Consider the following 24,429-nt stretch of genomic DNA (forward strand, 5'->3'; position numbering starts at 1 on the left):
CTATGCCAGGCTTCAGCAAGGAGCCGATCCATGGTGTTTCTGCCCGCCGAACGTTTTGTTATCGCTATCTTGGGCACTTTGGCGTTGCTCGATGTTACTCTGCTGTGGTGGAAAGGTGTTGGTGTCGACGTCGCATATGCGACCATGGTGGGCTGCGGCCTGTTCGCAATAGGCCTAGGTCAGCTTTATCGAACAGTTCGGCGCAACGACCGCATCGCGGCGACAACGACCGCCGCCGGTCTTTTCATTCTGTTCACGATCTTGGGATCCGTCTTCAACTATTTGCTGTTGCCGGTGTATTTCAACCCGATCGACGACAGGTTGATGCAGCTGGACCAAGTGTTCGGCTATTCCTGGCCGCATCTGGTTGCATGGACGGCCCGGCGCCCGACCGTCGGTCTGGGATTGCACGTGGTCTACATGAGTTCGCTGTCGCAGTTGCTCGTCGCAATATTCGCCCTAGGCTTCACGGGAAGGCTCCAGGCGCTGCACCATTTTCTGATGACAGGTGTTATCGGTGCGTTGTTGGCGATCGTCATTTGGTTTTTCGCACCATCAATCGGGCCATCTGCCTTCCATCAATTGCCGCAGGAAGTCCTCGACGCGATGCCGCTGGCCGTGGACAATCATTACGGGGCCGAGTTGTCCCGCTTGTTGCGGGAGGGGACGATCTACCTGACGCCGAGAAACGTTCTGGGCCTGATTGCATTTCCATCGTTTCACATGGTCATGGCGTGCATGTCGGTCTGCTTCCTCGCGCGCGTGCGGTTCTTGTTTCTGCCCACGCTCGTGTTGAACGCCGCGATGATCCCTGCCATCCTCGTCCATGGAGGGCATCATCTGGTGGATCTGATCGGTGGTGCAGCAACGTTCGCCATTGCCTATGCGCTCGCGGCGCGCGTGCTTAAAGAGGTGACGCAAGACAGCGCGCGCCAGGATACAGGCGGCGCCCAACATCCGTGATCAAAGCTCGGCTTTGATCTTCTCGGCATTTGCGGCGAGAACGGCGTTGTCCTCCATGGTGCCTGAATGCGGACGCAGCGCCACGCCCTCGTGGCGGGGGATGACGTGGAAGTGCAGGTGGAAGACGGTCTGGCCCGCCGCCGGCTCGTTGAACTGGCAGACGAAGACGCCGTCGGCATCGAAGGCCTCCTTGACCGCATTGGCGATCTTCTGGACGACCGGCAGGGTCCGTGCCAGCGTCGCCGGATCGGCATCGAGAAGGTTGCGCGATGGTGCCTTGGGGACAACGAGAACATGGCCAGACGCCTGTGGCATCACGTCCATGAACGCGACGGTGTTGTCGTCCTCGTAGATGCGGTGCGAGGGAATTTCGCCACGGAGAATCTTTGCGAAAATATTGTTGCTGTCATAAGCGGCGCTGGTCATGCGAACTCTCCTCATTGCTGCCTTGTTCGGGTAGCGCGGCAAAGGCGAGGGCGTCAATCCTCCTGAAGCCGGTCGCCTTTGCGGAATGGGCTGTGCTCTGCCAGAATTTCGTTCATGTGCTCGACGTCGTCGCGCTCGCGCGCGAGATAGTCCGCGATCGCCCGGCGAAGGCCCGCATGGGCGACATAGTGGGCGGAATGCGTTGTCACCGGCAGGTAACCTCGCGCCAGCTTGTGCTCACCCTGCGCTCCGGCCTCGACGCGTTTGAGACCTTTCGCGAGAGCGAAGTCGATCGCCTGATGATAGCAGACCTCGAAATGCAGGAATGGATGATCCTCGATGCAGCCCCAATGCCGGCCATAAAGCGTATCGCCACCGATAAAGTTGATCGCACCGGCGACGTAGCGTCCGTTGCGCTTCGCCATAACCAGCAGGATGTCGTCGGGCATGCGCTCGGCGATCAGCGAATAGAACCGGCGCGTCAGATACGGCCGTCCCCATTTACGGCTGCCGGTATCCATGTAAAAAGCGAAGAACTGGTCCCAGATGCGCTCCGTCAGATCGCTGCCGGTCAGCCAGTCTATGGTGATGCCGTTTTCCAGCGCCGTGCGGCGTTCCTTGCGCAGCGCCTTGCGCTTGCGCGAAGCGAGTGTTTCGAGAAACGCCTCGTGATCGTCATAGCCCTCGTTGATGAAATGGAACTGCTGATCGGTTCGATGCAGATAGCCATCGGTCTCGAAGACGTCAATCTCGTCCTCCGGAACAAAGGTGATGTGCGCTGAAGAGACGCCCAGCCGTCGAACGACCTCCTTGAGGCTTTCGGCCATTGCGTCCTGAATAGGTCGGCGCTCCAAACCCGCTGCCACGAGCAGGCGCGGGCCGGTTGCGGGCGTAAACGGTATCGAGCACTGGAGCTTGGGATAGTAGCGACCGCCCGCGCGTTCGAAGGCATCCGCCCAGCCGTGATCGAAGACATATTCGCCCTGGCTGTGATTTTTCAGATAACCGGGCAAGGCACCGACCAGTCGGCCGTCGGCAGCCTGAAGCAGCATGTGATGCCCGAGCCAGCCCGTCTCGGCGGTGGCCGATCCCGATTCCTCGAGTGAGGACAGGAAGGCGTGCGAGACGAATGGATTGTACGCTAGCGCGTTATCGGCTTTCGTGGCCCCGGAAAGCCGCGACCAGCTCTCCGGAGAAATATCGCTAAAAGACCGCTCGATGCGGATTGAAAGTTCGTCTGTCATGAAGCGAGTGCGAGACCGTTGGGGAGGATAATGGGGCTCCGGTCCAGTCTGCGCATGATCTTGTCCAAAAAGCGAGCCTCAAACCGAAACGCGCGGATCAAATCCCTCGAAGGTCATCTGGTCGGCATTCTCGAAAGTGTGCTTGCGCGCGTTCTCGTCCCGGACAGTCCAGGTGATGACGACGATGTCCTTCTCGCGCTGCGCCGTGATGAAGGGGTTGGGAAGATCGGCGAAGAAGTAGGAGATGAAGTCGAGGCCGAGCTGCATCGCCTGTTCATTCACGTCGAATTCCTCGGGCTTGTTGCCGCCCGCCGTCAGACCGAGCGGGTAGGGGGCATCGATGGCCTTGAGCTCACGCAGCAGCCAGTGGTCGAAGCTCATGAGCGCCACCTTGCCTTCGTAGCCCTCCAGCACTTCCAGAACAGTTTCTACGAAGCCTGCGTCGTCGGCTTCGCGGCCCTTGAGCTCGATCACCAGCGGAACCTTGCCCTGCACGAGATCGAGAAGCTGTCGCAGCGTCGGAATCTTGTCGCTCGTGCCGCCGATCGAAAGCAGCCCCAGTTCCTGGGACGTCCGCTCCCGAACGTCACCCTTCAGATTGCACAGGCGCTCCAGGTCCTCGTCATGGAAAACCACCGGCACGCCATCAGAGGCATAGTGCAGATCGCACTCGATGGCGAAGCCGGCCTCGACGGCACGCGAGAATGCGGAGAGGGTGTTTTCCCATACCTTTTTGTTGAGGTCATGATAACCGCGATGAGCGACGGGCAGTTCCTTGAGCCATGCTGCAGATGTCATGATGCAACTTCCATGACGGCATCGATTTCGACTGCAGCGTTCATCGGTAACGCCGCCATGCCGACGGCGGCACGGGCATGCTTTCCGGCCTCGCCGAGGACTCCCGCGATCAGGTTCGACGCGCCGTTGATCACGAGGTGCTGCTCGACGAAGTCGGGCGTAGATGCGACGAAGCCGTTCAGTTTGATGACCCGCTTGACGCGGCCGAGATCGCCGCCGAGCGCAGCCTTGGCCTGCGCGAGAATATTGATGGCGCACAGCTCCGCTGCTCGTTGGCCCGTCGGCACATCGACATTTTTGCCGAGGTGGCCGGAAACGGCGATCTTGCCGCCTTCAAGCGGCAGCTGTCCGGAAATGTAGAGAAGGTTGCCGTTGATCACGTAGGGAACATAGTTTGCGGCGGGTGCGGCAGCCTCTGGCAGGGATATCCCCATCTCTTTCAGCCGCGCAGCGATTTGATCGGACATTTTCCTCTCCGCTTTTATTGTCAATAGTTCTAAAATTATGCATCAAGGCTTGAATCCATTTTGTGACACGATCGAGCCTCGATTTGGCCGAAAGCGTTCTTATAACATCGCAGGCGAGTCCAACAGGAGATTATCAATGGTCCGATCGAGTCTTGCCGCACTCTTACTAGCAGGCGTTTCGGCAAACGCCTTCGCGGCGGCACCGGTAACCAGCGCGGCAATTGCCACGGGCCTGGTCGCTCATCGCGCCGTCTATGATCTAGAGCTGAAGGATGCATCCGAGCGCTCCGGCATATCAGGCATGTCGGGGCGCATGGTCTACGAGTTCGACGGCGACTATTGCACCGGCTACACCACCAACTTCCGCTTCGTGACCCAGATCGATACCGGCGACGCGGTGCGTCTCAGCGATCAGCAGACGAAAACCTTCGAGAACCTCAAGGACCGGAAGTTCACGTTCGACACGAAGTCGTTCACCGACGAACAGCTCGACAAGGAAGTCAACGGCGCGGCTCAGGATCTGGCTGAGGGCGTGAAGGTCGATTTGAAGCAGCCTGCAAGCAAGGAGCTTCAGTTGGCGGCGAGCCGCTTCCCGACTGAGCACATGCTCGACGTGATCCAGAACGCAAAGGCCGGCAAACGCTTGTTCGAGGCGCGCGTCTTCGACGGCTCCGACGATGGCGACAAGGCGCTTGCCACGACCACGGTCGTCGGCAAGCAGGTGACGCCTTCCAAAGACGAGACGGATGCAAGCAATGCCGGCGCCTTCTCCAAAACGGCTTTCTGGCCGGTGACCATTTCCTACTTCAACGAAAACACCAAGACGGACGCATTGCCCGTCTACCGCATGTCGTTCAAGCTCTACGAGAACGGCATCACACGCGACCTGACGATGGACTACGGCGACTTTGTCCTCTCGGGGAAGCTGTCGAAGCTCGAGCTGCTCGACGCCAAACCTGTCGCCTGTAAGTAATTGCTAGCATTGTACGATCGGCGAGCGATCAGACGATTGCCGATGTATCCAGCAAGACGTCCTCTATGCTAGGAGTCGGTTTGCGATTGATCGATGACCGCGGGATGGAGTGAGGATCTTGGGTGCAAGTTATACTGTGGCATTGATTGCCATGTTGGGTGTGACCGTGGGGGCGATGGCCGCGGCATCCTGCAGTTCTGCCTTTGCCGCGGATTGCGGCGTGACGCCGTCCTCGGGTATCGACTGGGGCGGCTGCAACAAGAAGAACCTGATGCTGGAGGGAGGCGACTTCCAGAATGCCAATCTTGTCGACGCCGACTTCACCTTGACCAATCTGAGCGGAACCAATCTCACCTCGGCAAATCTCGAAAAGGCAACGCTGGTGCGTGCCTGGTTTACAGGTGCGCAGGTGGACAAGGCGAATTTTGCGAAGGTCGAAGCCTATCGTTCCGGCTTCGAGAACGTCTCCGCCCAAGGTGCATCCTTCGCAGGCGCGGAGCTGCAGCGGTCCAATTTCAATGGCGCGAGGCTGACCGGTGCCAATTTCGAAAAGGCTGAACTCGGCCGTGCAACTTTCAGCAAGGCAGTGTTGACAGGGGCAAGCTTTTCACTCGCTAACCTGTCGCGCGCCGATCTCAGCGGTGCGACGTTCGAAGGCCCCATTTCGTTCGACCGCGCCTTCCTGTTTCTGACGCACATAGGCGGTCTGGATCTTTCCAATGCAACTGGCCTGGAGCAGGCGCAGATCGAGCTTGCATGCGGCGATTCGAATACCAAGCTGCCGTCTGGGCTGACGATACCGCAGAGTTGGCCCTGCGATTCCGATTGAGGAGCGCCGTACTCGGCTCTTTTGATCTCTCCGCGGTGAGGAGTTGCGTTATTTTCGCCAAAAGCCTTGCTTTTCCCTCGGAGGAAGGTTAAGGCCACCCGCATTCCACACGTAAGGCATGGGGTTGTCCGGGAGAAATCCGGATTATTCCGCCCGGTGGCATCTTCGAAGAGGATGCTGTTCGCCTTGCGGAGGTTCAACCGGAAAAGGATAACAAGGCATGGCATTGCCCGATTTTTCTATGCGCCAGCTCCTAGAAGCAGGCGTCCACTTCGGCCACCAGACGCACCGCTGGAACCCGAAGATGAAGCCGTACATTTTCGGCGATCGTAACAATATCCACATCATCGACCTAGCGCAGACGGTTCCGTTGCTGTCGCGCGCGCTGCAGGTTGTCAGCGACACCGTTGCCCGTGGCGGCCGCGTTCTGTTCGTAGGCACCAAGCGCCAGGCTTCGGAGCTCATTGCAGACTCTGCAAAGCGCTCTGCCCAGTACTACGTCAACTCGCGCTGGCTCGGCGGCATGATGACCAACTGGAAGACGATCTCCAACTCGATCCAGCGTCTGCGCAAGCTCGACGAGATCCTCAATGGCGATGCCCAGGGCTTCACCAAGAAGGAACGTCTGAACCTTGAGCGCGAGCGCGAAAAGCTCGACAAGGCCCTCGGCGGTATCAAGGACATGGGCGGTACGCCGGACCTGATGTTCATCATCGACACCAACAAGGAAAAGATCGCGATCGACGAAGCCAAGCGCCTCGGCATCCCCGTCGTCGCGATCATCGACTCGAACTGCGATCCGGACCTGATCGACTATCCGATCCCGGGCAACGACGACGCATCGCGTGCAATCGCTCTTTACTGCGACCTGATCTCGCGCGCTGCCATCGACGGCATCGCTCGTCAGCAGAGCTCGTCGGGCCGCGACCTCGGCGCATCGATCGAAGCCCCGGCTGAGCCGGCGCTCGACGAAACCGGCGCCTGATAAAAGAAGCAGGCGGGCTGAATGCCCGTCATGCTTTCCAGAGATTGGGAAAGGCCGCTCGCGACTCTTGGAAGTTCGGCGGCCTTGACCGTTTCAGGCGGGGGCGTTGCGCCCGTCGCCATACGAGTTTCGTTATGACGCGTCTTTCATCACGCCGTCATACATACAGGTACAATTCGTGCCTCAATCCGGTGCCGCGCCGCGTATTGCGGGCCACCGTTTGAACCGACAAGAGGAAGCTTATGACCGAGATTACGGCTGCATTGGTGAAAGAACTGCGCGAAAAGTCCGGCGCAGGTATGATGGACTGCAAGAAGGCGCTGACCGAAAACAACGGCGATATCGAAGCGGCGATCGACTGGCTGCGCGCCAAGGGCATCTCCAAGGCCGACAAAAAGTCGGGCCGTACGGCCGCTGAAGGCCTGATCGGCATTGCCGGCGCCGGCCACAAGGCAGTTGTCGTCGAACTCAACTCGGAAACCGACTTCGTTGCGCGCAACGATGCTTTTCAGGATCTCGTTCGCGGCATTGCCAACGTTGCTCTGGCGACCGACGGCAAGGTTGAGGCCATTTCGGCTGCGACCTATCCGGCATCCGGCAAGCCGGTCGCCGATACCATCAAGGACGCGATCGCGACCATCGGCGAGAACATGACCCTGCGTCGCTCATCCAAGCTGGAAGTCGAGCACGGCGTTGTTGCAACCTACATCCACAACGCCGCAGGCGACGGTATCGGTAAGCTCGGCGTTCTGGTTGCGCTGAAGTCGATTGGCGACAAGGCGGTTCTGACGTCGATCGGCCGCCAGGTCGCCATGCACATCGCTGCGACCAATCCGCTCGCCATTCGCGCCGACGAAGTCGATGCTGCCGTCGCCGAGCGCGAACGCAACGTTTTCATCGAGCAGGCCCGCGAATCCGGCAAGCCGGAAGCCATTATCGAAAAGATGGTGGACGGCCGCATGCGCAAATTCTTTGAAGAAGTTGCCCTTCTCTCGCAGGCTTTCGTGATCAACCCCGATCTGACCGTCGGCGCGGCGATCAAGGAAGCTGAAAAGGAAGCCGGCGCGCCGATCGAAATCACCGGCATGGCCCGCCTCCTGCTCGGCGAAGGCGTCGAAAAGGAAGAGACGGACTTCGCTGCCGAAGTCGCTGCTGCTGCCAAGGGCTGATGGCCGTATACATGTGAAAACCGAAGGGCATCGCGTGACAACGCGATGCCCTTCGTGTATCCGGCAGTCAACGGTCAAAAACGAGGAGCCAAGATGTCGTCAGAACCTGTCTACAAGCGCGTTCTACTCAAGGCTTCCGGCGAAGCCCTCATGGGCAGCCAGGGATTTGGAATCGATGTAGCTGTTGCCGATCGCATCGCGGCTGATATCGCCGAGGCGCGACAGATGGGTGTGGAAGTCGGTGTCGTCGTTGGCGGCGGCAACATTTTCCGCGGCGTGGCCGTTGCCTCAAAAGGCGGCGATCGCGTGACGGGCGACCACATGGGAATGCTCGCCACCATCATCAACGCACTCGCGCTGGCAACGTCGCTGCGCAAGCTCAACATCGATACCGTTGTTCTGTCCGCTATCGCGATGCCCGAGATCTGCGAGAGCTTTTCGCAGCGCGCCACGCTTTATCACCTGTCGCTTGGTCGGGTCGTCATCTTCGCCGGTGGCACGGGCAACCCGTTCTTCACGACGGACTCTGCCGCAGCATTGCGCGCCGCGGAAATGGGCGCCGAAGCGATCTTCAAGGGAACGCAGGTCGATGGTATCTATTCTGCCGATCCGAAGAAGGAACCGGATGCCACGCGCTTCGATCGACTGACACACAAGGAAGTTCTCGACAAGGGGCTTGCCGTCATGGACGTTGCAGCTGTCGCGCTCGCGCGAGAGAATTCCATTCCGATCATCGTCTTCTCGATCCACGAGAAGGGCGGTTTTGCTGAAATCCTCAAAGGCGATGGCCTCAAGACCATCGTCTCCGATAATTGATTTGAGTGCGGCAGCAGTTGGCCGCAGCTTCTACCGAGACGGGAGCTCTGACATGAGTGAAGGCATCGACATCAAGGAACTCAAGCGGCGCATGGATGGCGCCATTTCCTCGTTCAAAAGCGATATTGCATCGCTGCGCACCGGCCGCGCTTCGGCCAATATTCTCGATCCTGTGACGGTCGAGGCTTATGGATCGCGCGTACCGCTGAACCAGGTCGCCAATATCACGGTCCCGGAACCGCGCATGCTGTCGGTTTCGGTGTGGGACAAGTCGATGGTTTCTGCGACTGAGCGTGCGATTCGCGAATCGAGTCTGGGCCTCAACCCCATCATCGATGGGCAGAACCTGCGCATTCCACTGCCGGAATTGAACGAAGAACGTCGCAAGTCTCTCGTCAAGGTTGCGCACGACTATGCCGAGAAGAGCAAGGTCGCGATTCGCCACGTGCGCCGAGACGGCATGGACGGCCTTAAGAAAGCCGAAAAGGACGGTGCCATTGGCCAGGATGTAAGCCGGGCGCAGTCGGATCGTGTGCAGAAGATGACGGACGAGACGATTTCTGAGATCGACCGCTTGCTTGGCGACAAGGAAAAGGAAATCATGCAGGTCTAAGGCGCTGTGCGCCTGCGCCTTGGGCTGGAAGAACCGGACGGGAAATGTCTGAACGAACATTTTTGACAGTGCCAGAACACGTTGCCATCATAATGGATGGCAACGGCCGATGGGCCAAGCAACGCGGATTGCCGCGCACGATGGGCCATCGCAAGGGCGTCGATGCCGTGCGCGAGACAGTGCGCGCGGCTGGTGACGTTGGCGTCAAGTATCTTACGCTGTTCGCCTTCTCATCGGAGAACTGGCGCCGCCCGGAAACGGAAGTTACCGACCTTCTTGGCTTGCTCAAGGCATTCATCCGGCGCGACCTGGCGGAGTTGCACCGCCAGAATGTCCGCGTGAAAGTGATTGGCGACAGATACAGCCTGCAAAGTGACATCCTCGATCTCCTTGTCGATGCCGAAGAGCGGACAAAGGGCAATAGCGCGCTGACGCTGGTGATTGCCTTCAATTATGGTTCCCGCGACGAGATTGCTCGCGCAGTCGCAAGTCTTGCGAGAGAAGTTGAAGCAGGTTCGTTGCGGGCGCAGGACATTACGCCTGCGCTGATCGATGCTCGGCTCGACACCGCAGGAATTCCGGATCCCGACTTGATCATTCGAACGAGCGGGGAAGAGCGCCTGTCGAATTTCCTCCTTTGGCAGGCCGCCTATTCGGAATTTATCTTCGTTCCGGAATATTGGCCGGATTTCAGCCGAGAGATATTGTATTCCGCGCTCGAGACATTCGCGTCGCGCAATCGCCGCTTCGGCGGACTGGTCCCGCAGACGGCCGCGGCAGTTGGCATCTGATGCATCAGGAATTACGGCTTCGAATTGTTTCCGGACTGGTTCTGGCGATCATCGTTCTCGGCGCCACGTGGGTCGGCGGTCTCGCATTCAGCGTTCTAGCGGCGTTGATCGCTCTGTTGATCTACTATGAATGGTCCACTATCACGCGGCTGCGGACGGAGCAGCCCGTTGCCAACGCCGTTGGCTGGATAGGGCAGGCCTCGATTGGCGTGGCGGTCGTCGCGGGCACCGTTGGCTATTCGCTCGTTCTCCTGGTTTTGTTCTTTGCCCTGGCACTTGGCTTTGCAGCCGTGCGCGGCACGCCGCGCTGGTTTCCGGCGGGCACGGTTTATGCCGGGCTAACTGGAATAGCGCTGTCTGGCATCCGCGGCGCAGACACCGCCGGGCTTTATGCCATGCTGTTCGTGTTCGCTGTCGTCTGGGGGACCGACATCCTGGCTTATTTCGTTGGCCGGGCCATCGGCGGCCCGAAGCTTGCACCGAAGATATCACCGGGGAAAACGTGGTCGGGTGCGATTGGGGGCGCCGTGTCTGCTGTCGTCGCCGGTAGCGTGGTTGCCTACCTGACGGTCCCCGAAAGTGTTCTTTTGGCCGCGCCGATCGCGTTCATCCTGTCGGTCTGCAGCCAGGCTGGCGATCTCTTTGAATCGTTTATCAAGCGCCGCTTCGGGGTGAAGGATTCCAGCCGTCTTATTCCGGGACACGGAGGCGTCATGGACCGCGTCGACGGGCTCATTTTCGCCTGCTTTGCGGCGTTCTTGCTAGCAGGACTTTTTTCGCTGATAAAGGGCGGTGAAATGACGTCGCTCGGTGCAGCCCTGTTCGGCGTTTGATGTCTGCACAGGCTGGCGGAAAGAACTTATGGCAGGCTTGACCGGAATTTTTGCGTTTCTGACGGGATATATCGTTCCCTTCGTTCTCGTGCTGTCGTTGCTGGTCTTCGTGCACGAGATGGGCCATTATCTCGTCGGCCGCTGGAGTGGCATCCGGATATTGGCGTTCTCGGTCGGATTCGGACCAGAACTCGTCGGTTTCACCGATCGACATGGAACGCGATGGAAGATTTCGGCAATCCCCCTTGGCGGCTATGTGCGTTTCTTCGGCGACGAGGATGCATCGAGCAAGCCCGATGAGGGCAGGCTTGCTACAATGTCGGACGATGAGCGAGCGCGCTCTTTCGCCGGCGCCAAGCTCTGGAAGCGGGCCGCCACGGTCGCTGCAGGTCCTATCGCAAATTTCATCCTGGCGATCGCGATCTTTACCGTGCTCTTTGCCATCTACGGCCGTTCCGTCGCCGATCCGGTTGTAGCCGAGGTCAAGCCGGGCAGTGTTGCAGCCGAGGCAGGCGTCGTCCCGGGCGACTTGTTGATCGCCATCGACGGCACAAAAGTCGAGACCTTCGACGACGTCCGTCGCTATGTCAGTATTCGCCCTGAGCAGAAGATCGTGGTGTCGATCGAGCGAAACGGCGAGAACCTTGATGTCCCCATGGTTCCGACAAGGACCGACATGACGGACCAGTTCGGCAACAAGATCGAGATCGGCCTGATCGGTATAGTGACAAATCAGGAGGTTGGCCACTTCCGCCTGCAGACATACTCGCCGCTGGAGGCTCTCAAGGAGGGCACGATCCAGACCTGGCACATTGTCACCGGCACTTTCAAATATATCGGCAACCTGGTTTCTGGCTACATGAAGCCCGACCAGCTGGGGGGACCGATCCGGGTCGCGCAGGCTTCGGGGCAGATGGCGACGCTCGGCGTTGCAGCTTTGCTTCAATTGGCTGCCGTCTTGTCGGTTTCTATCGGATTACTCAACCTGATGCCGGTTCCGGTACTTGATGGCGGCCACCTGATGTTCTATGCGATTGAAGCGGTAAGGGGAAAGCCGTTGGGTTCGTCGGCACAGGAGATTGCATTTCGCATCGGACTGGCCATGGTTCTGGGCCTGATGGTTTTTGCTACCTGGAACGATATAAGTGCACTGATTGGCTGATTGCAGGACGAAGGAAAATTACCGTTTATTTACGATGTTTCAAAGCTGTAGTGGCGAATGCGTCACGCTTCGAAATGAAGTAAACAGAAATTAACTTGCTCCCTTGCTTGTATGTCAAAAGCGGGTAAAACGACACACGTGACCGGAATCGGGGGACACCTGAGGCTGGGGACGAGAAAAAAGGTAATGGGTGAAATGAAGGCTGGTTCAAGATTTTTGAACGCAGTATCGGCGGTTGCGCTGTCTGCTGGTATTGTTGCTTCGGGAGCAGGTGCAACTGTATTCGTGTCTGCAACGACAGCTGAAGCTGCGGTCATCCAGCGCGTCGATGTGCGAGGCGCGAGCCGCGTCGGCGCCGAGGCCGTGCGCTCCAACCTGACGATTTCGCCTGGGAAGAGCTTCTCGAACACCGATATCGATGACTCCGTCAAGCAGCTTTACGACACGGGCTATTTCTCCGACGTCAAGATTTCTGTTTCGGGTAGCACGCTGGTCGTCACGGTCGAGGAAGCTCAGCTGGTCAATCAGGTTGTCTTTAACGGGAACCGCAAGATCAAGGACGACAAGCTTGCGGCTGTCGTGAAAACCCAGCCGTCGGGTCCGTACAGCGAAGCGCAGGTCCAGGCTGACATTCAGGCTATCAAGGACGCCTATGCTGCAACCGGCCGCAATGAAATCGAGGTGACGACCCAAGTTGTTCCGCTCGGTGAGGGGCGCGTCAATCTGGCGTTTGTGATCAACGAAGGTGATCGGACCAAGATTGCCGCGATCAATTTTGTCGGCAACAACGCCTACAGCTCCGGACGTCTGGCTTCGGTCATTAATACCAAGCGTTCGAATTTCTTGTCCTTCCTGACTCGCAAGGACGTTTACAGTGACGACAAGCTGCATGCCGATGAGGAAGCGCTTCGTCAGTTCTATTACAATCGCGGTTACGCCGATTTCCGCATCGTTTCGTCGGACGCCGCATTCGATGAGGCGACCAACAAATACACGCTGACCTTCAACGTCGAAGAAGGACCGCGCTACGATTTTGGTGCAATTTCGGTGCAGTCGACCGTTCAAGGTGTTGATGGCGCGCAGTTGCAGAGCCTCGTGCAGACGCAGGAAGGCGATGTCTACAGCGCCAATAAGGTACAGAAGTCGATGGAAGCGATTTCTGAACAGGTGGCGTCTGCCGGCTATCCGTTCGCTCGCGTCACGCCGCGCGGCAACCGCGATCTGAACAGCAACACGATCGGTGTCGAGTACTTGGTCGACCAAGGCGAGCGCGCCTACGTCGAGCGTATCGAGATCCGCGGCAACAGCCGTACGCGTGACTTCGTCATTCGCCGCGAGTTCGACATGAGCGAAGGCGATGCCTTCAACCAGCAGATGATCACCAGAGCCAAGCGTCGCCTTGAAGCTCTCGGATACTTCTCGTCGGTCAGTATCACGACGCAGCCGGGCAGCTCGGCGGATCGTGTCATCATCGTCGTCGATGTTCAGGATCAGTCGACTGGTGCGTTCGGTATCGGCGCGGGTTATGCCGCAGGCGGCGATGGCTTGATGCTCGAAGCGTCGATCGAAGAAAAGAACTTCCTAGGACGCGGTCAGTACATCAAGGTGACGGCCGGCGGCGGTCAGGAAGGTTCGCGGACCTACGGCCTGAACTTCACCGAACCTTACTTCCTCGGCTACCGTCTGGCGGTCGGTTTCGACCTCAATCACAGCGAGACGTCGAGCAACGACAACTATGACTATGAGGAAAACAACGTTGTTCTGCGCGCAACGGCGCCGATCACGGAAGACCTCGCGACGACGTTCCGTTACAACTACAAGCAGATGAAGTACGATCCGGACGGTTCGCTGGATTCGTTGTCTGAGCCTTATCAGAATCTCGTCGAAAACAGCCCCTGGGTGAAGTCTTCTGTCTCGCAGACGCTGACTTACAATACGCTTGATGACATGATTCTGCCGCGCGAAGGTGTTTATGCGAGCGCCACGCAGGAAATCGCCGGCCTTGGCGGTGACTCTCAGTTCTACAAGCTTTACGGCAAGGCGCGTTATTTCCATCTGCTGGCTGACGATGCCGATATCATTGGTTCGGTCAGCGGTTCCGCAGGCTATGTTATTGGATTTAATGATAATCTGAATGTGTTCGATCAGTTTTCGCTGACGAATGGCGATATCCGCGGCTTTGAAAATAAGGGTATCGGTCCACGCGTCGGCGGCGGCCCGGACGATCCTTTGGGCGGTACGACCTATTTCACGGTCTCCGCAGAAGCGTCGTTCCCACTTCCGGTTGTACCGCGTGACTTCGGTCTGCGTGGCGCGGTGTTTGCGGACGCCGGTACGCTGTTCGGGAATAAGGTGTCGGTGAATTCTCCTGAATTTGTGAACGGCGAAGACGCAGCGCTTCGCGCGTCGGTCGGGGTTGGTCTGATCTGGAACTCGCCATTTGGCGCGTTGCGTGTCGACTACGCCCTCCCGGTTCTCAAGGAAGACTTCGACAAGGTTCAGCACTTCAAGTTTGGCATAAACAACCAATTCTGATATCGGCAGTCCGGAACAGTACAATCGAATTCCGTTCTGGAGATTTGCCGATGGAGCAAACTGGTTTTTTTCTGCCCCATGATGGCGTGAAGCTCTGGGAGCTGGCGCAGTATCTTGGGGCGGAACTTGCTGACCCCAAACATGCCGATGTCTTGATTCGTTCGGTTTCGCCCGTTAGCCGGGCGAAACCGGGCGACCTGTGCTATGTCATCTCGAAAAGAAGCAAGGACGAACTTGCGACTTGCGAGGCGTCAGCCGTACTCTGCAGCTCCGCGCTGCAAGCCATTGTGCCCCCTGACGTGCCGGTTCTCGTATCCAAGAACGCGCATGCCGCGTTTGCGATGGCGGGTGGCCTTCTGTATCCCAAGGCGCTTCAGCCGCTGACGCTTCTGTCGGACGGTTCGGGTATATCCGACCGCGCCGTCGTCGATCCGACGGCGAGGCTCGAGAACAACGTCGCCGTCGAGCCCTTCGCAGCCATCGGTGCGCACGCCGAGATAGGCGAGGGTACCCGAATCGGCGCAGGGGCAATTATCGGACCTGGAGTTAAGATCGGCCGCAACTGCTCGATCGCGGCCGGCGCCAGCGTTCTCTGCGCACTCGTTGGAAACGGTGTGATCATCCATAACGGCGCCCGGATCGGGCAGGACGGATTCGGATACGCACCGGGTCCGCGTGGAATGATCAAGATCGTCCAGATCGGGCGCGTCATCATCCAGGACCATGTCGAGATCGGCGCCAATACGACGATCGACCGGGGCACGATGGACGACACGGTTATCGGCGAAGGCACCAAGATCGATAACCTGGTACAGATTGGTCACAACGTTCGCATCGGGCGCCATTGCGCCGTCGTCTCGCAGGTCGGTATCGCCGGTAGTGCCGTGATCGGTGACGGCGTACAGATCGGTGGCCATAGCGGCATAAAGGGCCATATTACGATTGGCGACGGGGTCCAGATCGCCGCAATGAGCGGTGTCATTTCCGATATCCCCGCCGGCGAACGCTATGGAGGCATACCGGCACGGCCGGTACATGATTTCCTGCGCGAAGTTGCGACAGTGATGATGCGGACGACGAGCGCCAAGAAAACAGGAGAAAAGAATGACTGAGGACGTCAAGAAGTCGCTTTCTTCGGCGGATATCGTGGAGATTATGAAGCTTCTGCCTCATCGCTATCCCTTCTTGCTGGTCGACAGGATCATCGATATCGACGGAGACAATTCAGCGATCGGTATCAAGAACGTTACGGCAAACGAGCCGCATTTTACCGGACATTTTCCGGAAAAGCCGATCATGCCGGGTGTTCTTCTTGTCGAGGGCATGGCCCAGACGGCGGGTGCGATCTGTGCGAAGAAGGAAAGCGAAGGCGGCAATCTGGTCTACTTCATGACGATCGACAATGCCCGTTTCCGCAAACCGGTGGTACCTGGCGACCGCGTCGAGTATCATGTGAAGAAGCAAAAGCAGCGCGGGAACATCTGGAAATTCCATTGTGACGCCAAGGTTGACGGAACGCTCGTCGCCGAAGCCGACATTGGTGCGATGATCGTTCGCAAGGAACAAGCATGAGCAGAATTGCAGACAGTGCCAGCATTCATGCCATGGCGGTCGTCGAGGATGGCGCCGTCATCGGTCAAAACGCTAAGATAGGTCCTTTCTGCCACGTTGGACCGCATGTCGTTCTTGGTGACAACGTAGAGCTGCTCGCGCATGCCGTCGTGGCCGGTAGGACGACGATCGGCAACGGCACCCGCATTTTCCCAATGGCCGTCGTTGGTGGTGATCCGCAGAGCGTTCATCATGGCGGCGAAGAGACGACGCTTTCGGTGGGCGACAATTGCACGATCCGCGAGGGCGTCACGATGAATACCGGTACTGCCGATTTCGGCGGCAAGACGATTGTCGGCAACAATAACCTCTTCCTCGCAAATTCGCACGTCGCCCATGATTGCCGCGTTGGCGATAATGTCATCATGTCGAACAACGTCATGCTTGCCGGTCATGTGGTCATCGAAGACCGAGTCATCCTTGGCGGCGGCTCGGCGGTTCATCAGTTCACGCGCGTCGGACGGCACGCGTTTGTCGGCGGTCTTTCCGCCGTCAGCTATGATGTCATACCGTATGGCATGCTGAACGGGAATCCGGGCTTGCTGGGGGGACTCAATGTCGTCGGTATGACGCGCGCCGGCGTCGATCGCGCTACCATCCACACCGTTCGCCGTGCCTACAAAGCAATCTTCGAAGGCTCGGGATCCCTGCGCGAGAACGCCGCCGCCATCCGCGAAGAGTATGCCGATTGCGAGCAGGTCATGCATATCCTCGATTTCATTGCAGTAGAAAGCGACCGCGCTCTTTCCTCTCCGACCAGGGGACAGAAAGGGTGAGTTTTGTCTCTGGTCAGCGATAAGGCGAAAGGCCGCCTGGCAATTATCGCAGGTAGCGGCTTCCTGCCCTCCTATGTCGCCGCGGCGGCGCAGAGCGCGGGCGAGAATCCTCTCATCATAGCGCTAACGAATGAAACGGATCGCTCCTGGGATGGTTTCGAGCACGTTGTCGTCGGCGTGGGGGACTTCGCAGCTATCGACCATTTGCTCGAGGTCAACCGTATCGAGCGTGTTGTAATGTCGGGTGGCGTCAGACGTCGCCCAGAATGGCGCGAGGTCCGTCCGACGCTGAAGACATTGGCCAAGGTTCCTTCCATCGTTCGTACTCTGATGTCTGGTGGCGACGACACCGTACTGCGCATGGTGATCAAGCTGATCGAGAAAGACGGTCGCCGGGTCATCGGGGCGCAAGAAATCGCGCCGGACCTGCTGGCGACTGTGGGGCCGCTCGGTGCCGTTGTGCCGAATGCAGACGACCTGAAGGACATCGCAAAGGCTGGTGAGGCAGCCGATACCCTCGGACGACTCGATGTCGGCCAAGGTGCCGTTTCAGTCGGCGGACGCATCGTCGCGCTCGAGGGCGTGGAAGGCACGGACAGCATGCTGGAACGCGTCGCGGGTCTGCGCGCCGGAGGTCGAATTTCCCAGCGCCGCCGCGGCGTTCTGGTGAAGCTCTGCAAGCCCCAGCAGGATATCCGCGCCGATTTGCCCTCCATCGGAATTTCCACGGTCGAGAATGCCCGTAAGGCGGGGCTCGCGGGTGTCGCCGTTGACGCGGGACGCTCGTTGATCCTCGATCGGGCGGCTGTAATCGCAGCCGCCAACGAGGCCGGTATCTTCGTCTGCGGCCTGGATCGCGGATTGCCTTCCTGGGGACTTGAATGAGTGCTCGCACGTTGAAGGTTGCAATCATAGCCGGTGAGGTCTCGGGCGACCTGCTCGCCGCCGATCTCATCGCAGGCATGAAGCGTCAATATGCGGGTCCGGTGGAAGTGATCGGCGTTGGCGGCGAGGGGATGGAGGCGCAGGGTTTGCGGTCGCTGTTCGAGTTTTCCGAATTGTCGATCATGGGCATCACTCAGGTTCTTAGCAACCTGCCCAACCTTGTCCGTCGCATTCGCCAGACGGCCGCCGCGATCATTGCCGCGAGACCGGACGTCCTGGTGATCGTCGACAGCCCGGACTTCACCCACCGTGTCGCCAAGCGGGTGCGCGCAGCGTTGCCTGATCTGCCCGTGGTGAACTACGTATGCCCGAGCGTGTGGGCCTGGAAGGAATACCGGGCGCAGCGCATGCTACCTTATGTCGACCACGTGCTCGCCGTGCTTCCGTTTGAACCGGAAATCATGAGGACTCTCGGTGGACCGCCGACGACCTATGTCGGTCATCGTCTGACGGCCGAACCGGCGCTTCTGGAAGCGCGGCGCCGCAGGGCCGAGACAAAACCACGCAGCGCTATCGATCGAAAGACGATCATGCTGCTGCCGGGCTCTCGCACCTCCGAAATAACCAAGCTGCTGCCCTATTTCGGCGATGCCGTCAGCGAACTTGCAGGACGCAACTGCGAGACGCGCTTCGTCTTGCCCACGACGTCGCGCAGGGAGGCACTGGTTCGCCAAATGGTCAAGGATTGGGCGATAAAGCCTGATATCGTCACCGGAGCGGATGCGAAATGGCAGGCATTTGCCGAAGCCGATGCGGCCATGGCTGCCTCCGGCACGGTCATCCTTGAGCTGGGGCTGACTGGGGTTCCCTGCGTCTCTGCCTACAAGACTGACTGGATCATCAAGCTGCTGACAGGACGCATCAAGATCTGGACTGCAGCCATCCCCAACCTGATCGCCGACTACGCCGTTGTCCCCGAATACCTCAACGAGGTCGTGCGCGGCGCAAGTTTCACACGGTGGATGGAGAAGCTATCCTCCGATACCCTCCCGCGCAGGGCAATGATGGAAGGCTACGATCTCGTCTGGGAGCGGATGCGAACAGAAAAGCCGCCGGGCGACCACGCCGCCGAGATCGTTCTGGACGTACTTCGAAAGAAGAAACCCGGCCATTTCTGACCGGGTTTTTTGTTGGCTTATGATGCCGAGTGACGCCTTTCGGCCGACTAGCGCTTGGAAACCGGGACGTAGTCGCGCTGCGGCTCACCGATGTAGAGCTGGCGTGGGCGGCCGATGCGCTGCTGGGGATCCTCGATCATTTCGTTCCACTGGGCGATCCAGCCGACGGTGCGGGCAAGAGCGAAGAGGACTGTGAACATGGTCGTGGGGAAGCCTAGAGCCTTCAGGGTGATGCCGGAGTAGAAGTCGATGTTCGGATAGAGCTTCTTCTCGATGAAGTAGGAATCCGTAAGCGCAATGCGCTCCAGTTCCATCGCCACGTCGAGCAGCGGATCGTCCTTGATGCCGAGTTCGCCGAGAACTTCGTGTGTCGTTTTCTGCATGATCTTGGCGCGCGGATCGTAGTTTTTGTAGACGCGGTGACCGAAGCCCATCAGGCGGAACGGATCATTCTTGTCCTTGGCGCGGGCGATATATTCCGGAATACGATCGACCGAGCCGATTTCGGTCAACATGTTGAGTGCTGCTTCGTTAGCGCCGCCGTGAGCCGGACCCCAGAGGCAGGCAATGCCGGCCGCGATGCACGCGAATGGGTTAGCGCCCGAAGAGCCGGCGAGGCGTACGGTGGAGGTCGACGCGTTCTGCTCGTGGTCGGCGTGCAGGATGAAGATACGGTCCATGGCGCGGGCAAGCACCGGATTGACGACATACTCTTCGCATGGAACGGCAAAACACATGCGCAGGAAGTTCGATGCGTAGTCGAGATCGTTTTTCGGATAAACGAAGGGCTGGCCGACATGGTACTTGAAGGCCATTGCAGCGAGCGTCGGCATCTTGGCGATCATGCGCAGGCTGGCAACCATGCGCTGATGCGGATCTGTGATGTCGGTCGAGTCATGATAGAAGGCCGACAGGGCGCCGACACAGCCGCACATGACAGCCATCGGATGCGCATCGCGGCGGAAGCCGGTGAAGAAACGCGACATCTGCTCGTGCACCATTGTGTGGTGCGTAACGCGATAGTCGAAATCCTTTTTCTGTGCAGCGGTCGGCAGTTCGCCATAAAGCAGCAGGTAGCAAACCTCGAGAAAGTCGCCGTGCTCGGCCAGTTGCTCGATCGGATAACCGCGATGGAGCAGGACGCCCTCGTCGCCGTCAATGTACGTGATTTTCGATTCACAAGACGCGGTCGAGGTGAAACCAGGATCATACGTGAAGGAAGCCGTGTTTTTGTAGAGGGCGCCGATATCGATGACGTCAGGGCCAATCGTGCCGCTTTTTACGGCGAGGTCGACCGACTTGTCACCAAGTTTCAGTGTTGCGCTTCGATCCGTCATTATGATCCTCCAAACTGGCGGGTGGCACCATAAAGGCGCCATAGGGTTAAGCGTCGTCAGCGATAGCTATATGATCGCGCGGTTAATGCCAAGTTCTCTTGATGCCATTTTGTGCATTGCAGTATTAACTTTTAAGCAGCGCAGCGATGCCCTTCGCGCATAGCGGAAGCCAATGATTATCCTCGTCTTTTCCGCGTTCCGATTTCTCTTCGGAATTCAATCGATTATTGTTGCGTGAAGCGTCCGAAGCTTGCATTCTGGTTGCGGATGAGGGCGGCGTCCGCGTGCAGGTGTATGCCGGTGTTGCAAACGATTGAAGCGGGTCGACAGCGTCTCAGGCGGCGCACGCGATCTTTATGCGCGCTCTTCCCCATGAAGGCGCCTGTGTCGTAAGGGTACGGTCCCGCGGCAGACGCCAATCGGCATCTCGCTGGACGACAAGAACCGAACGTGCCGCAGATATATTGCCGCCGGCCGCCTCGAGCGGGTCGAGGAATTCGGCCAGGGACGTTACTTCCTGATCTCGCAGGTCCTTCTCGGAGCCGGCGCATTCGTGGTTCACGTTCGAGGCCGCTGTGCCGCGGCTTGGGGTGTGCATCGCAGCTCTGCTGCTGGTCATTCTGGCGGCACGATCCGGCGCATGATCCTCAGGCGACCGCTCTCGCAGGCTTTCTGGTGGCGGTTTATGCGAGTTGCTGAGCGCCTACGGGCTGAAGGCGAACCTGATTGCCGTGCACTCATTTCGTTCGTTGTGTTACCGATGGGGGATGCTCGCCTTGCTGCTGGCGCCGTCCCGGCTCGACGTGCGCTGCCGTGGAAGGTAGCCGGGGTCGGTCTGGACGTGGTCATTGCCATCGCCAAGATGGTGTTGGGATGGGGCGGTACGGTGGACATGGCGCGCCTCCCTGAATGGCGGTTTCCTGCTGACGCGATTTCGCGGTCTCGGCAACCACTAGCCGGCGTGCCGAAAAGGAAGACCGATGGAGAAGCCGCAGCAACAGCAGAAGGCCCGCAGCATGATGCGTCGCGTCGCCAACGCAGCCGAGGATGGTTTTGTCAGCCTGAACATGGCGTGTGGCGATCCACGACAGCGGCTATGTGGTCGCCACGCTTGAAAACGCCGCCTGCCTCGGCCCGCCTGCGACGGAGCCGATATCACAATCACACCGGTTCGTCTCCGCTCAGGATCGATGCTGCTGACGGGCGAAAGCCTGCGTGGTCGGGAGCCTTTGAAATACGCGTATTGACGACCAAGGGACGCCGATCGTCACCGCTGCATATGACCGGCTAGACTTGGCGCAGCGGTCGCTTCGCCGACAGAGCAATTCGGATCAATGATAACGCCGGATAAGGCCGACGAGCTTGCCCTGAACCTTGACGCGGTCCGGCCCGAATATGCGGGTCTCATAGGCGGGGTTCGCAGCTTCGAGCGCGATCGAGGCACCCTTCCGCCGAAAGCGCTTCAGTGTCGCCTCTTCGTCATCGACGAGCGCGACGACGATATCGCCTGGATTTGCGGTGCTGCCGTTGCGGATGATGACAGTGTCGCCGTCGAAGATACCGGCATCGATCATGGAGTCGCCCTTGACCTCCAGCGCGTAGTGTTCGCCGGAACCAAGCATGTCGGCTGGAACCACGATGTCATGGGTGTTGTTCTGGATTGCCGAAATCGGAACGCCGGCTGCGATGCGTCCCATGACAGGGACGGAAGCGGAATTGCCATTGTCGGAATTTGGAGCCGGCTTCGGTCCGGCGGGAGCAACAATCTGCGGCTTTCCGAGGCTGCCTTCGATGACGCTCGGCGAGAAGCCACGTCGCTGTTGAAGGCTCGGATTGTACGCTTCCGGGAGCTTGATCACTTCGAGTGCGCGGGCTCGATTGGGCAACCGGCGAATGAACCCCCGCTCTTCGAGCGCCGTGATCAGCCGGTGGATGCCCGATTTCGACGCCAGGTCGAGCGCATCCTTCATTTCGTCGAAGGAAGGGGGAACGCCGGACTCCTTCATTCGCTCGTGAATGAACAAAAGAAGTTCCTGTTGCTTGCGTGTGAGCATGGAAGTCAACCCCAGAGTCGTGAAACAAAGCCAGAACAGACACTATATGTTCCATATGTGTTCCGCAAGTGCCTAAATTTTCGTGAAACTTGGCCCGTATTTGTTGCGTTTTGCACTTCATTCGACCTATGCCGCTCACACCTCTTGCATTGTCACGAGAGCCAGCGCACACATTTGCGAATTTCGGAAGAGGATTTGCCATGAGTGAAGTCCATCCGCTCGACCATGTTGTCCTGCCTGTCGCCAATGTCGGTTTGGCGAGGGAACGCCTTGGCAAACTCGGCTTCACCGTGGCGGCCGATGCGCGGCACCCGTTTGGAACCGAAAACGCCTGCATTTTCTTCGCCGACAAAACATACCTCGAGCCGCTCGCCGTTGCGAGCGCGGAGGCCTATGAGGCGTCGATCAAGAGGGGTAACGTATTCACGGCGCGCGATCGCGCCTTTCGTTTCCGTTGCGGCGAGAACGGCCTCTCGGCGGTTGTTCTGGCGACGACGGATGCCGATCGCGACCACGCGCGTTTCCATGCCGACAGGATAAGCGGCGGCGACATGCTACAGTTTGAGCGTCCGATGAAGATGCCCGATGGTTACGAGACCACCGCGGCTTTCAGGCTCGCCTTTGCTGCGGACCTTCGTGCACCCGATTTTTTTATCTTCACCTGCCAGCGTATCAATGCGCTTCCCGCAGACCGCAAGACACTGGAAACGCATGCGAATGGGGTGATCGGGATCACCGAGATCGTGCTCGCCGCGCCGGACCCGAAGGCGTTCGGTCTGTTCCTGCGCTTTTCCTCTGCGGCGCCGTTGGTCCGGGACGAAGCGTTCGGTATCAGCCTTGCCACGCCAAATGTTCGGATCAGCATTCTTTCGCCGGATGGACTGAATGCCTATTTTGATCTTGCCGCGCCCGGCACCGATCGTGGCCTGCGCGGCGTCGCCATCGTGTTCAAGGTCGGCGATCTTGCCGTGACAGAAGCGCATTTGGCTGCTAACGGGATCACCTACACCCGCAAGAACAATCGAGTTCTGGTGAAGGCTGCGTCCGGGCAGGGCGCGCTCTTTGCCTTCGAGGAGAAACGATGAGCCAGACAAACTCCGAAGTCGCAATCGGCGAGGGTGCCGGCGCGGTTGTGTTTTCAAATAGCGGCAAGCTGTCGCTGATTGCCGGCCCCTGCCAGATGGAGAGCCGCGATCACGCGTTCATGATCGCCGGCGTCCTCAAGGAGCTGTGTGACAAGCTTGGCATCGGGCTCGTCTACAAATCCTCCTTCGACAAGGCGAACCGCACTTCGCTTTCGGCACAACGCGGCATCGGCCTGGAGACGGCGCTTGAAGTCTTCGCCGATCTCAAGAAGGAATACGGCTTTCCCGTTCTGACCGACATCCACACGGAAGAGCAGTGCACCGAAGTGTCGACCGTTGTCGATATTCTACAGATACCAGCTTTCCTCAGTCGCCAGACGGATCTTTTGGTCGCTGCCGCCAGGACCGGCCGCGCGATCAACGTCAAGAAAGGCCAGTTTCTGGCGCCATGGGATATGAAGAACGTACTCAACAAGCTGAATTCGACGGGCAATCCGAACATTCTGCTGTGCGAACGCGGCGCCTCCTTCGGCTACAACACGCTGGTCTCCGACATGCGTTCGCTGCCGATCATGGCGGCCATGGGCGCACCGGTGATTTTCGATGCGACCCATTCGGTCCAGCAGCCCGGCGGGCAGGGCGGCTCAAGCGGCGGCCAGCGAGAGTTCGTCGAAACGCTGGCTCGCGCGGCCGTTGCCGTCGGCGTTGCCGGCGTGTTCGTCGAGACGCATGAAGATCCTGACAACGCCCCTTCGGACGGTCCGAATATGGTGTTTCTCAAGGACATGCCGCGACTTCTTGAAAAGCTCCTGGCCTTCGACGCGATCGCCAAGAACTGACGTTCAAAAGACTGACATGATCATATAATAGGCCTCGCACGACGATCGTCATTGAGGACG

The 24,429-nt window shown here is 58.9% G+C and carries 26 protein-coding genes; 19 read left to right on the plus strand and 7 right to left on the minus strand.

Translation table 11 applies throughout. The features are described 5' to 3' along the window. Positions 1-30: 30 nt before the first annotated feature. A complete protein-coding gene (locus AC1D2R_RS03130; RefSeq protein WP_477964683.1) occupies positions 31-963 on the plus strand; it encodes a phosphatase PAP2 family protein in 933 nt (310 codons plus the stop codon). Here AC1D2R_RS03130 and AC1D2R_RS03135 read toward each other — a convergent pair whose 3' ends face one another. From AC1D2R_RS03135 to AC1D2R_RS03150, 4 genes are all read right to left on the minus strand, one after another. After that, a complete protein-coding gene (locus AC1D2R_RS03135) occupies positions 964-1,389 on the minus strand; it encodes an HIT family protein (protein ID WP_477964685.1) in 426 nt (141 codons plus the stop codon). Between the two features lie 53 nt (positions 1,390-1,442). Next, the gene (locus AC1D2R_RS03140; protein WP_477964687.1) at positions 1,443-2,633 is read right to left on the minus strand and encodes a GNAT family N-acetyltransferase; all 1,191 of its coding nucleotides are present in this window, start codon (positions 2,631-2,633) and stop codon (positions 1,443-1,445) included. A 78-nt stretch (positions 2,634-2,711) separates the two neighbouring features. Further along, positions 2,712-3,431, minus strand: a complete 720-nt coding sequence (locus AC1D2R_RS03145; RefSeq protein ID WP_477964689.1) for a glycerophosphodiester phosphodiesterase — start codon at positions 3,429-3,431, stop codon at positions 2,712-2,714. After that, on the minus strand, positions 3,428-3,898 hold the full coding sequence (locus tag AC1D2R_RS03150) for a RidA family protein (protein ID WP_477964691.1): 471 nt from the start codon (positions 3,896-3,898) through the stop codon (positions 3,428-3,430). Before AC1D2R_RS03150 ends, AC1D2R_RS03145 begins: the two co-directional genes overlap by 4 nt. A 136-nt stretch (positions 3,899-4,034) precedes the next feature. On the opposite strand from AC1D2R_RS03150, the gene AC1D2R_RS03155 reads away from it, so the two are divergent. The 15 genes from AC1D2R_RS03155 (at position 4,035) to lpxB (ending at position 19,054) form a co-directional block, all read left to right on the plus strand. After that, complete coding sequence (locus AC1D2R_RS03155) at positions 4,035-4,871, plus strand: cell envelope integrity EipB family protein (protein WP_477964693.1); 837 nt, start codon at positions 4,035-4,037, stop codon at positions 4,869-4,871. A gap of 175 nt (positions 4,872-5,046) precedes the next feature. Further along, entirely contained in the window at positions 5,047-5,700 is a 654-nt protein-coding gene (locus tag AC1D2R_RS03160) for a pentapeptide repeat-containing protein (RefSeq protein ID WP_477965377.1), read from the plus strand. Between the two features lie 220 nt (positions 5,701-5,920). Next, positions 5,921-6,685 (plus strand): 30S ribosomal protein S2, encoded by a 765-nt coding sequence (rpsB, locus tag AC1D2R_RS03165; RefSeq protein ID WP_115108939.1) that lies wholly within the window; start codon positions 5,921-5,923, stop codon positions 6,683-6,685. Between the two features lie 242 nt (positions 6,686-6,927). Further along, complete coding sequence (tsf, locus tag AC1D2R_RS03170) at positions 6,928-7,854, plus strand: translation elongation factor Ts (RefSeq protein ID WP_477964696.1); 927 nt, start codon at positions 6,928-6,930, stop codon at positions 7,852-7,854. Between the two features lie 93 nt (positions 7,855-7,947). Beyond that, the gene (gene pyrH, locus AC1D2R_RS03175) at positions 7,948-8,670 is read left to right on the plus strand and encodes a UMP kinase (protein ID WP_477964698.1); all 723 of its coding nucleotides are present in this window, start codon (positions 7,948-7,950) and stop codon (positions 8,668-8,670) included. Positions 8,671-8,722: 52 nt separating this feature from the next. Then, complete coding sequence (gene frr / locus AC1D2R_RS03180) at positions 8,723-9,283, plus strand: ribosome recycling factor (protein WP_477964700.1); 561 nt, start codon at positions 8,723-8,725, stop codon at positions 9,281-9,283. Between the two features lie 44 nt (positions 9,284-9,327). Beyond that, positions 9,328-10,074, plus strand: a complete 747-nt coding sequence (locus AC1D2R_RS03185; protein ID WP_477964702.1) for an isoprenyl transferase — start codon at positions 9,328-9,330, stop codon at positions 10,072-10,074. Then, positions 10,074-10,907 (plus strand): phosphatidate cytidylyltransferase, encoded by an 834-nt coding sequence (locus AC1D2R_RS03190; protein WP_477964704.1) that lies wholly within the window; start codon positions 10,074-10,076, stop codon positions 10,905-10,907. Before AC1D2R_RS03185 ends, AC1D2R_RS03190 begins: the two co-directional genes overlap by 1 nt. A 28-nt stretch (positions 10,908-10,935) precedes the next feature. Beyond that, positions 10,936-12,069: an RIP metalloprotease RseP gene (rseP, locus tag AC1D2R_RS03195; RefSeq protein ID WP_477964706.1), complete on the plus strand. Its 1,134-nt coding sequence runs from the start codon at positions 10,936-10,938 to the stop codon at positions 12,067-12,069. Positions 12,070-12,264: 195 nt separating this feature from the next. Beyond that, positions 12,265-14,604: an outer membrane protein assembly factor BamA gene (bamA, locus tag AC1D2R_RS03200; protein ID WP_477964708.1), complete on the plus strand. Its 2,340-nt coding sequence runs from the start codon at positions 12,265-12,267 to the stop codon at positions 14,602-14,604. Positions 14,605-14,654: 50 nt separating this feature from the next. Further along, positions 14,655-15,716: a UDP-3-O-(3-hydroxymyristoyl)glucosamine N-acyltransferase gene (gene lpxD / locus AC1D2R_RS03205; protein WP_477964710.1), complete on the plus strand. Its 1,062-nt coding sequence runs from the start codon at positions 14,655-14,657 to the stop codon at positions 15,714-15,716. Further along, on the plus strand, positions 15,709-16,176 hold the full coding sequence (gene fabZ, locus AC1D2R_RS03210) for a 3-hydroxyacyl-ACP dehydratase FabZ (protein WP_477964712.1): 468 nt from the start codon (positions 15,709-15,711) through the stop codon (positions 16,174-16,176). The genes lpxD and fabZ overlap by 8 nt, the downstream gene beginning before the upstream one ends. Further along, positions 16,173-16,991 (plus strand): acyl-ACP--UDP-N-acetylglucosamine O-acyltransferase, encoded by an 819-nt coding sequence (lpxA, locus tag AC1D2R_RS03215; protein WP_477964714.1) that lies wholly within the window; start codon positions 16,173-16,175, stop codon positions 16,989-16,991. Before fabZ ends, lpxA begins: the two co-directional genes overlap by 4 nt. A 3-nt stretch (positions 16,992-16,994) precedes the next feature. After that, positions 16,995-17,876: an LpxI family protein gene (locus AC1D2R_RS03220; protein ID WP_477964716.1), complete on the plus strand. Its 882-nt coding sequence runs from the start codon at positions 16,995-16,997 to the stop codon at positions 17,874-17,876. Beyond that, positions 17,873-19,054, plus strand: coding sequence for a lipid-A-disaccharide synthase (lpxB, locus tag AC1D2R_RS03225; RefSeq protein WP_477964718.1), 1,182 nt, complete (start codon positions 17,873-17,875; stop codon positions 19,052-19,054). Before AC1D2R_RS03220 ends, lpxB begins: the two co-directional genes overlap by 4 nt. A gap of 47 nt (positions 19,055-19,101) precedes the next feature. Here lpxB and gltA read toward each other — a convergent pair whose 3' ends face one another. Then, positions 19,102-20,391, minus strand: a complete 1,290-nt coding sequence (gltA, locus tag AC1D2R_RS03230) for a citrate synthase (protein ID WP_477964720.1) — start codon at positions 20,389-20,391, stop codon at positions 19,102-19,104. Between the two features lie 334 nt (positions 20,392-20,725). Further along, positions 20,726-21,010 (minus strand): hypothetical protein, encoded by a 285-nt coding sequence (locus AC1D2R_RS03235; protein ID WP_477964722.1) that lies wholly within the window; start codon positions 21,008-21,010, stop codon positions 20,726-20,728. Between the two features lie 361 nt (positions 21,011-21,371). On the opposite strand from AC1D2R_RS03235, the gene AC1D2R_RS03240 reads away from it, so the two are divergent. Next, positions 21,372-21,506 carry a hypothetical protein gene (locus AC1D2R_RS03240; RefSeq protein ID WP_477964724.1) on the plus strand — a complete coding sequence of 45 codons (135 nt, stop codon included), beginning with the start codon at positions 21,372-21,374 and terminating at the stop codon, positions 21,504-21,506. Positions 21,507-21,722: 216 nt separating this feature from the next. On the opposite strand, the gene lexA is transcribed toward AC1D2R_RS03240, so the two are convergent. Then, positions 21,723-22,445 carry a transcriptional repressor LexA gene (gene lexA / locus AC1D2R_RS03245; RefSeq protein WP_477964726.1) on the minus strand — a complete coding sequence of 241 codons (723 nt, stop codon included), beginning with the start codon at positions 22,443-22,445 and terminating at the stop codon, positions 21,723-21,725. 200 nt (positions 22,446-22,645) lie between these two features. Between lexA and AC1D2R_RS03250 the strand changes: the two genes are divergently transcribed. Then, the gene (locus tag AC1D2R_RS03250; protein ID WP_477964728.1) at positions 22,646-23,530 is read left to right on the plus strand and encodes a VOC family protein; all 885 of its coding nucleotides are present in this window, start codon (positions 22,646-22,648) and stop codon (positions 23,528-23,530) included. Then, positions 23,527-24,369 carry a 3-deoxy-8-phosphooctulonate synthase gene (kdsA, locus tag AC1D2R_RS03255; protein ID WP_477964730.1) on the plus strand — a complete coding sequence of 281 codons (843 nt, stop codon included), beginning with the start codon at positions 23,527-23,529 and terminating at the stop codon, positions 24,367-24,369. Before AC1D2R_RS03250 ends, kdsA begins: the two co-directional genes overlap by 4 nt. The last annotated feature ends 60 nt before the right edge of the window (positions 24,370-24,429 follow it).

It is taken from the genome of Rhizobium sp. P1_C7 (assembly GCF_056406295.1).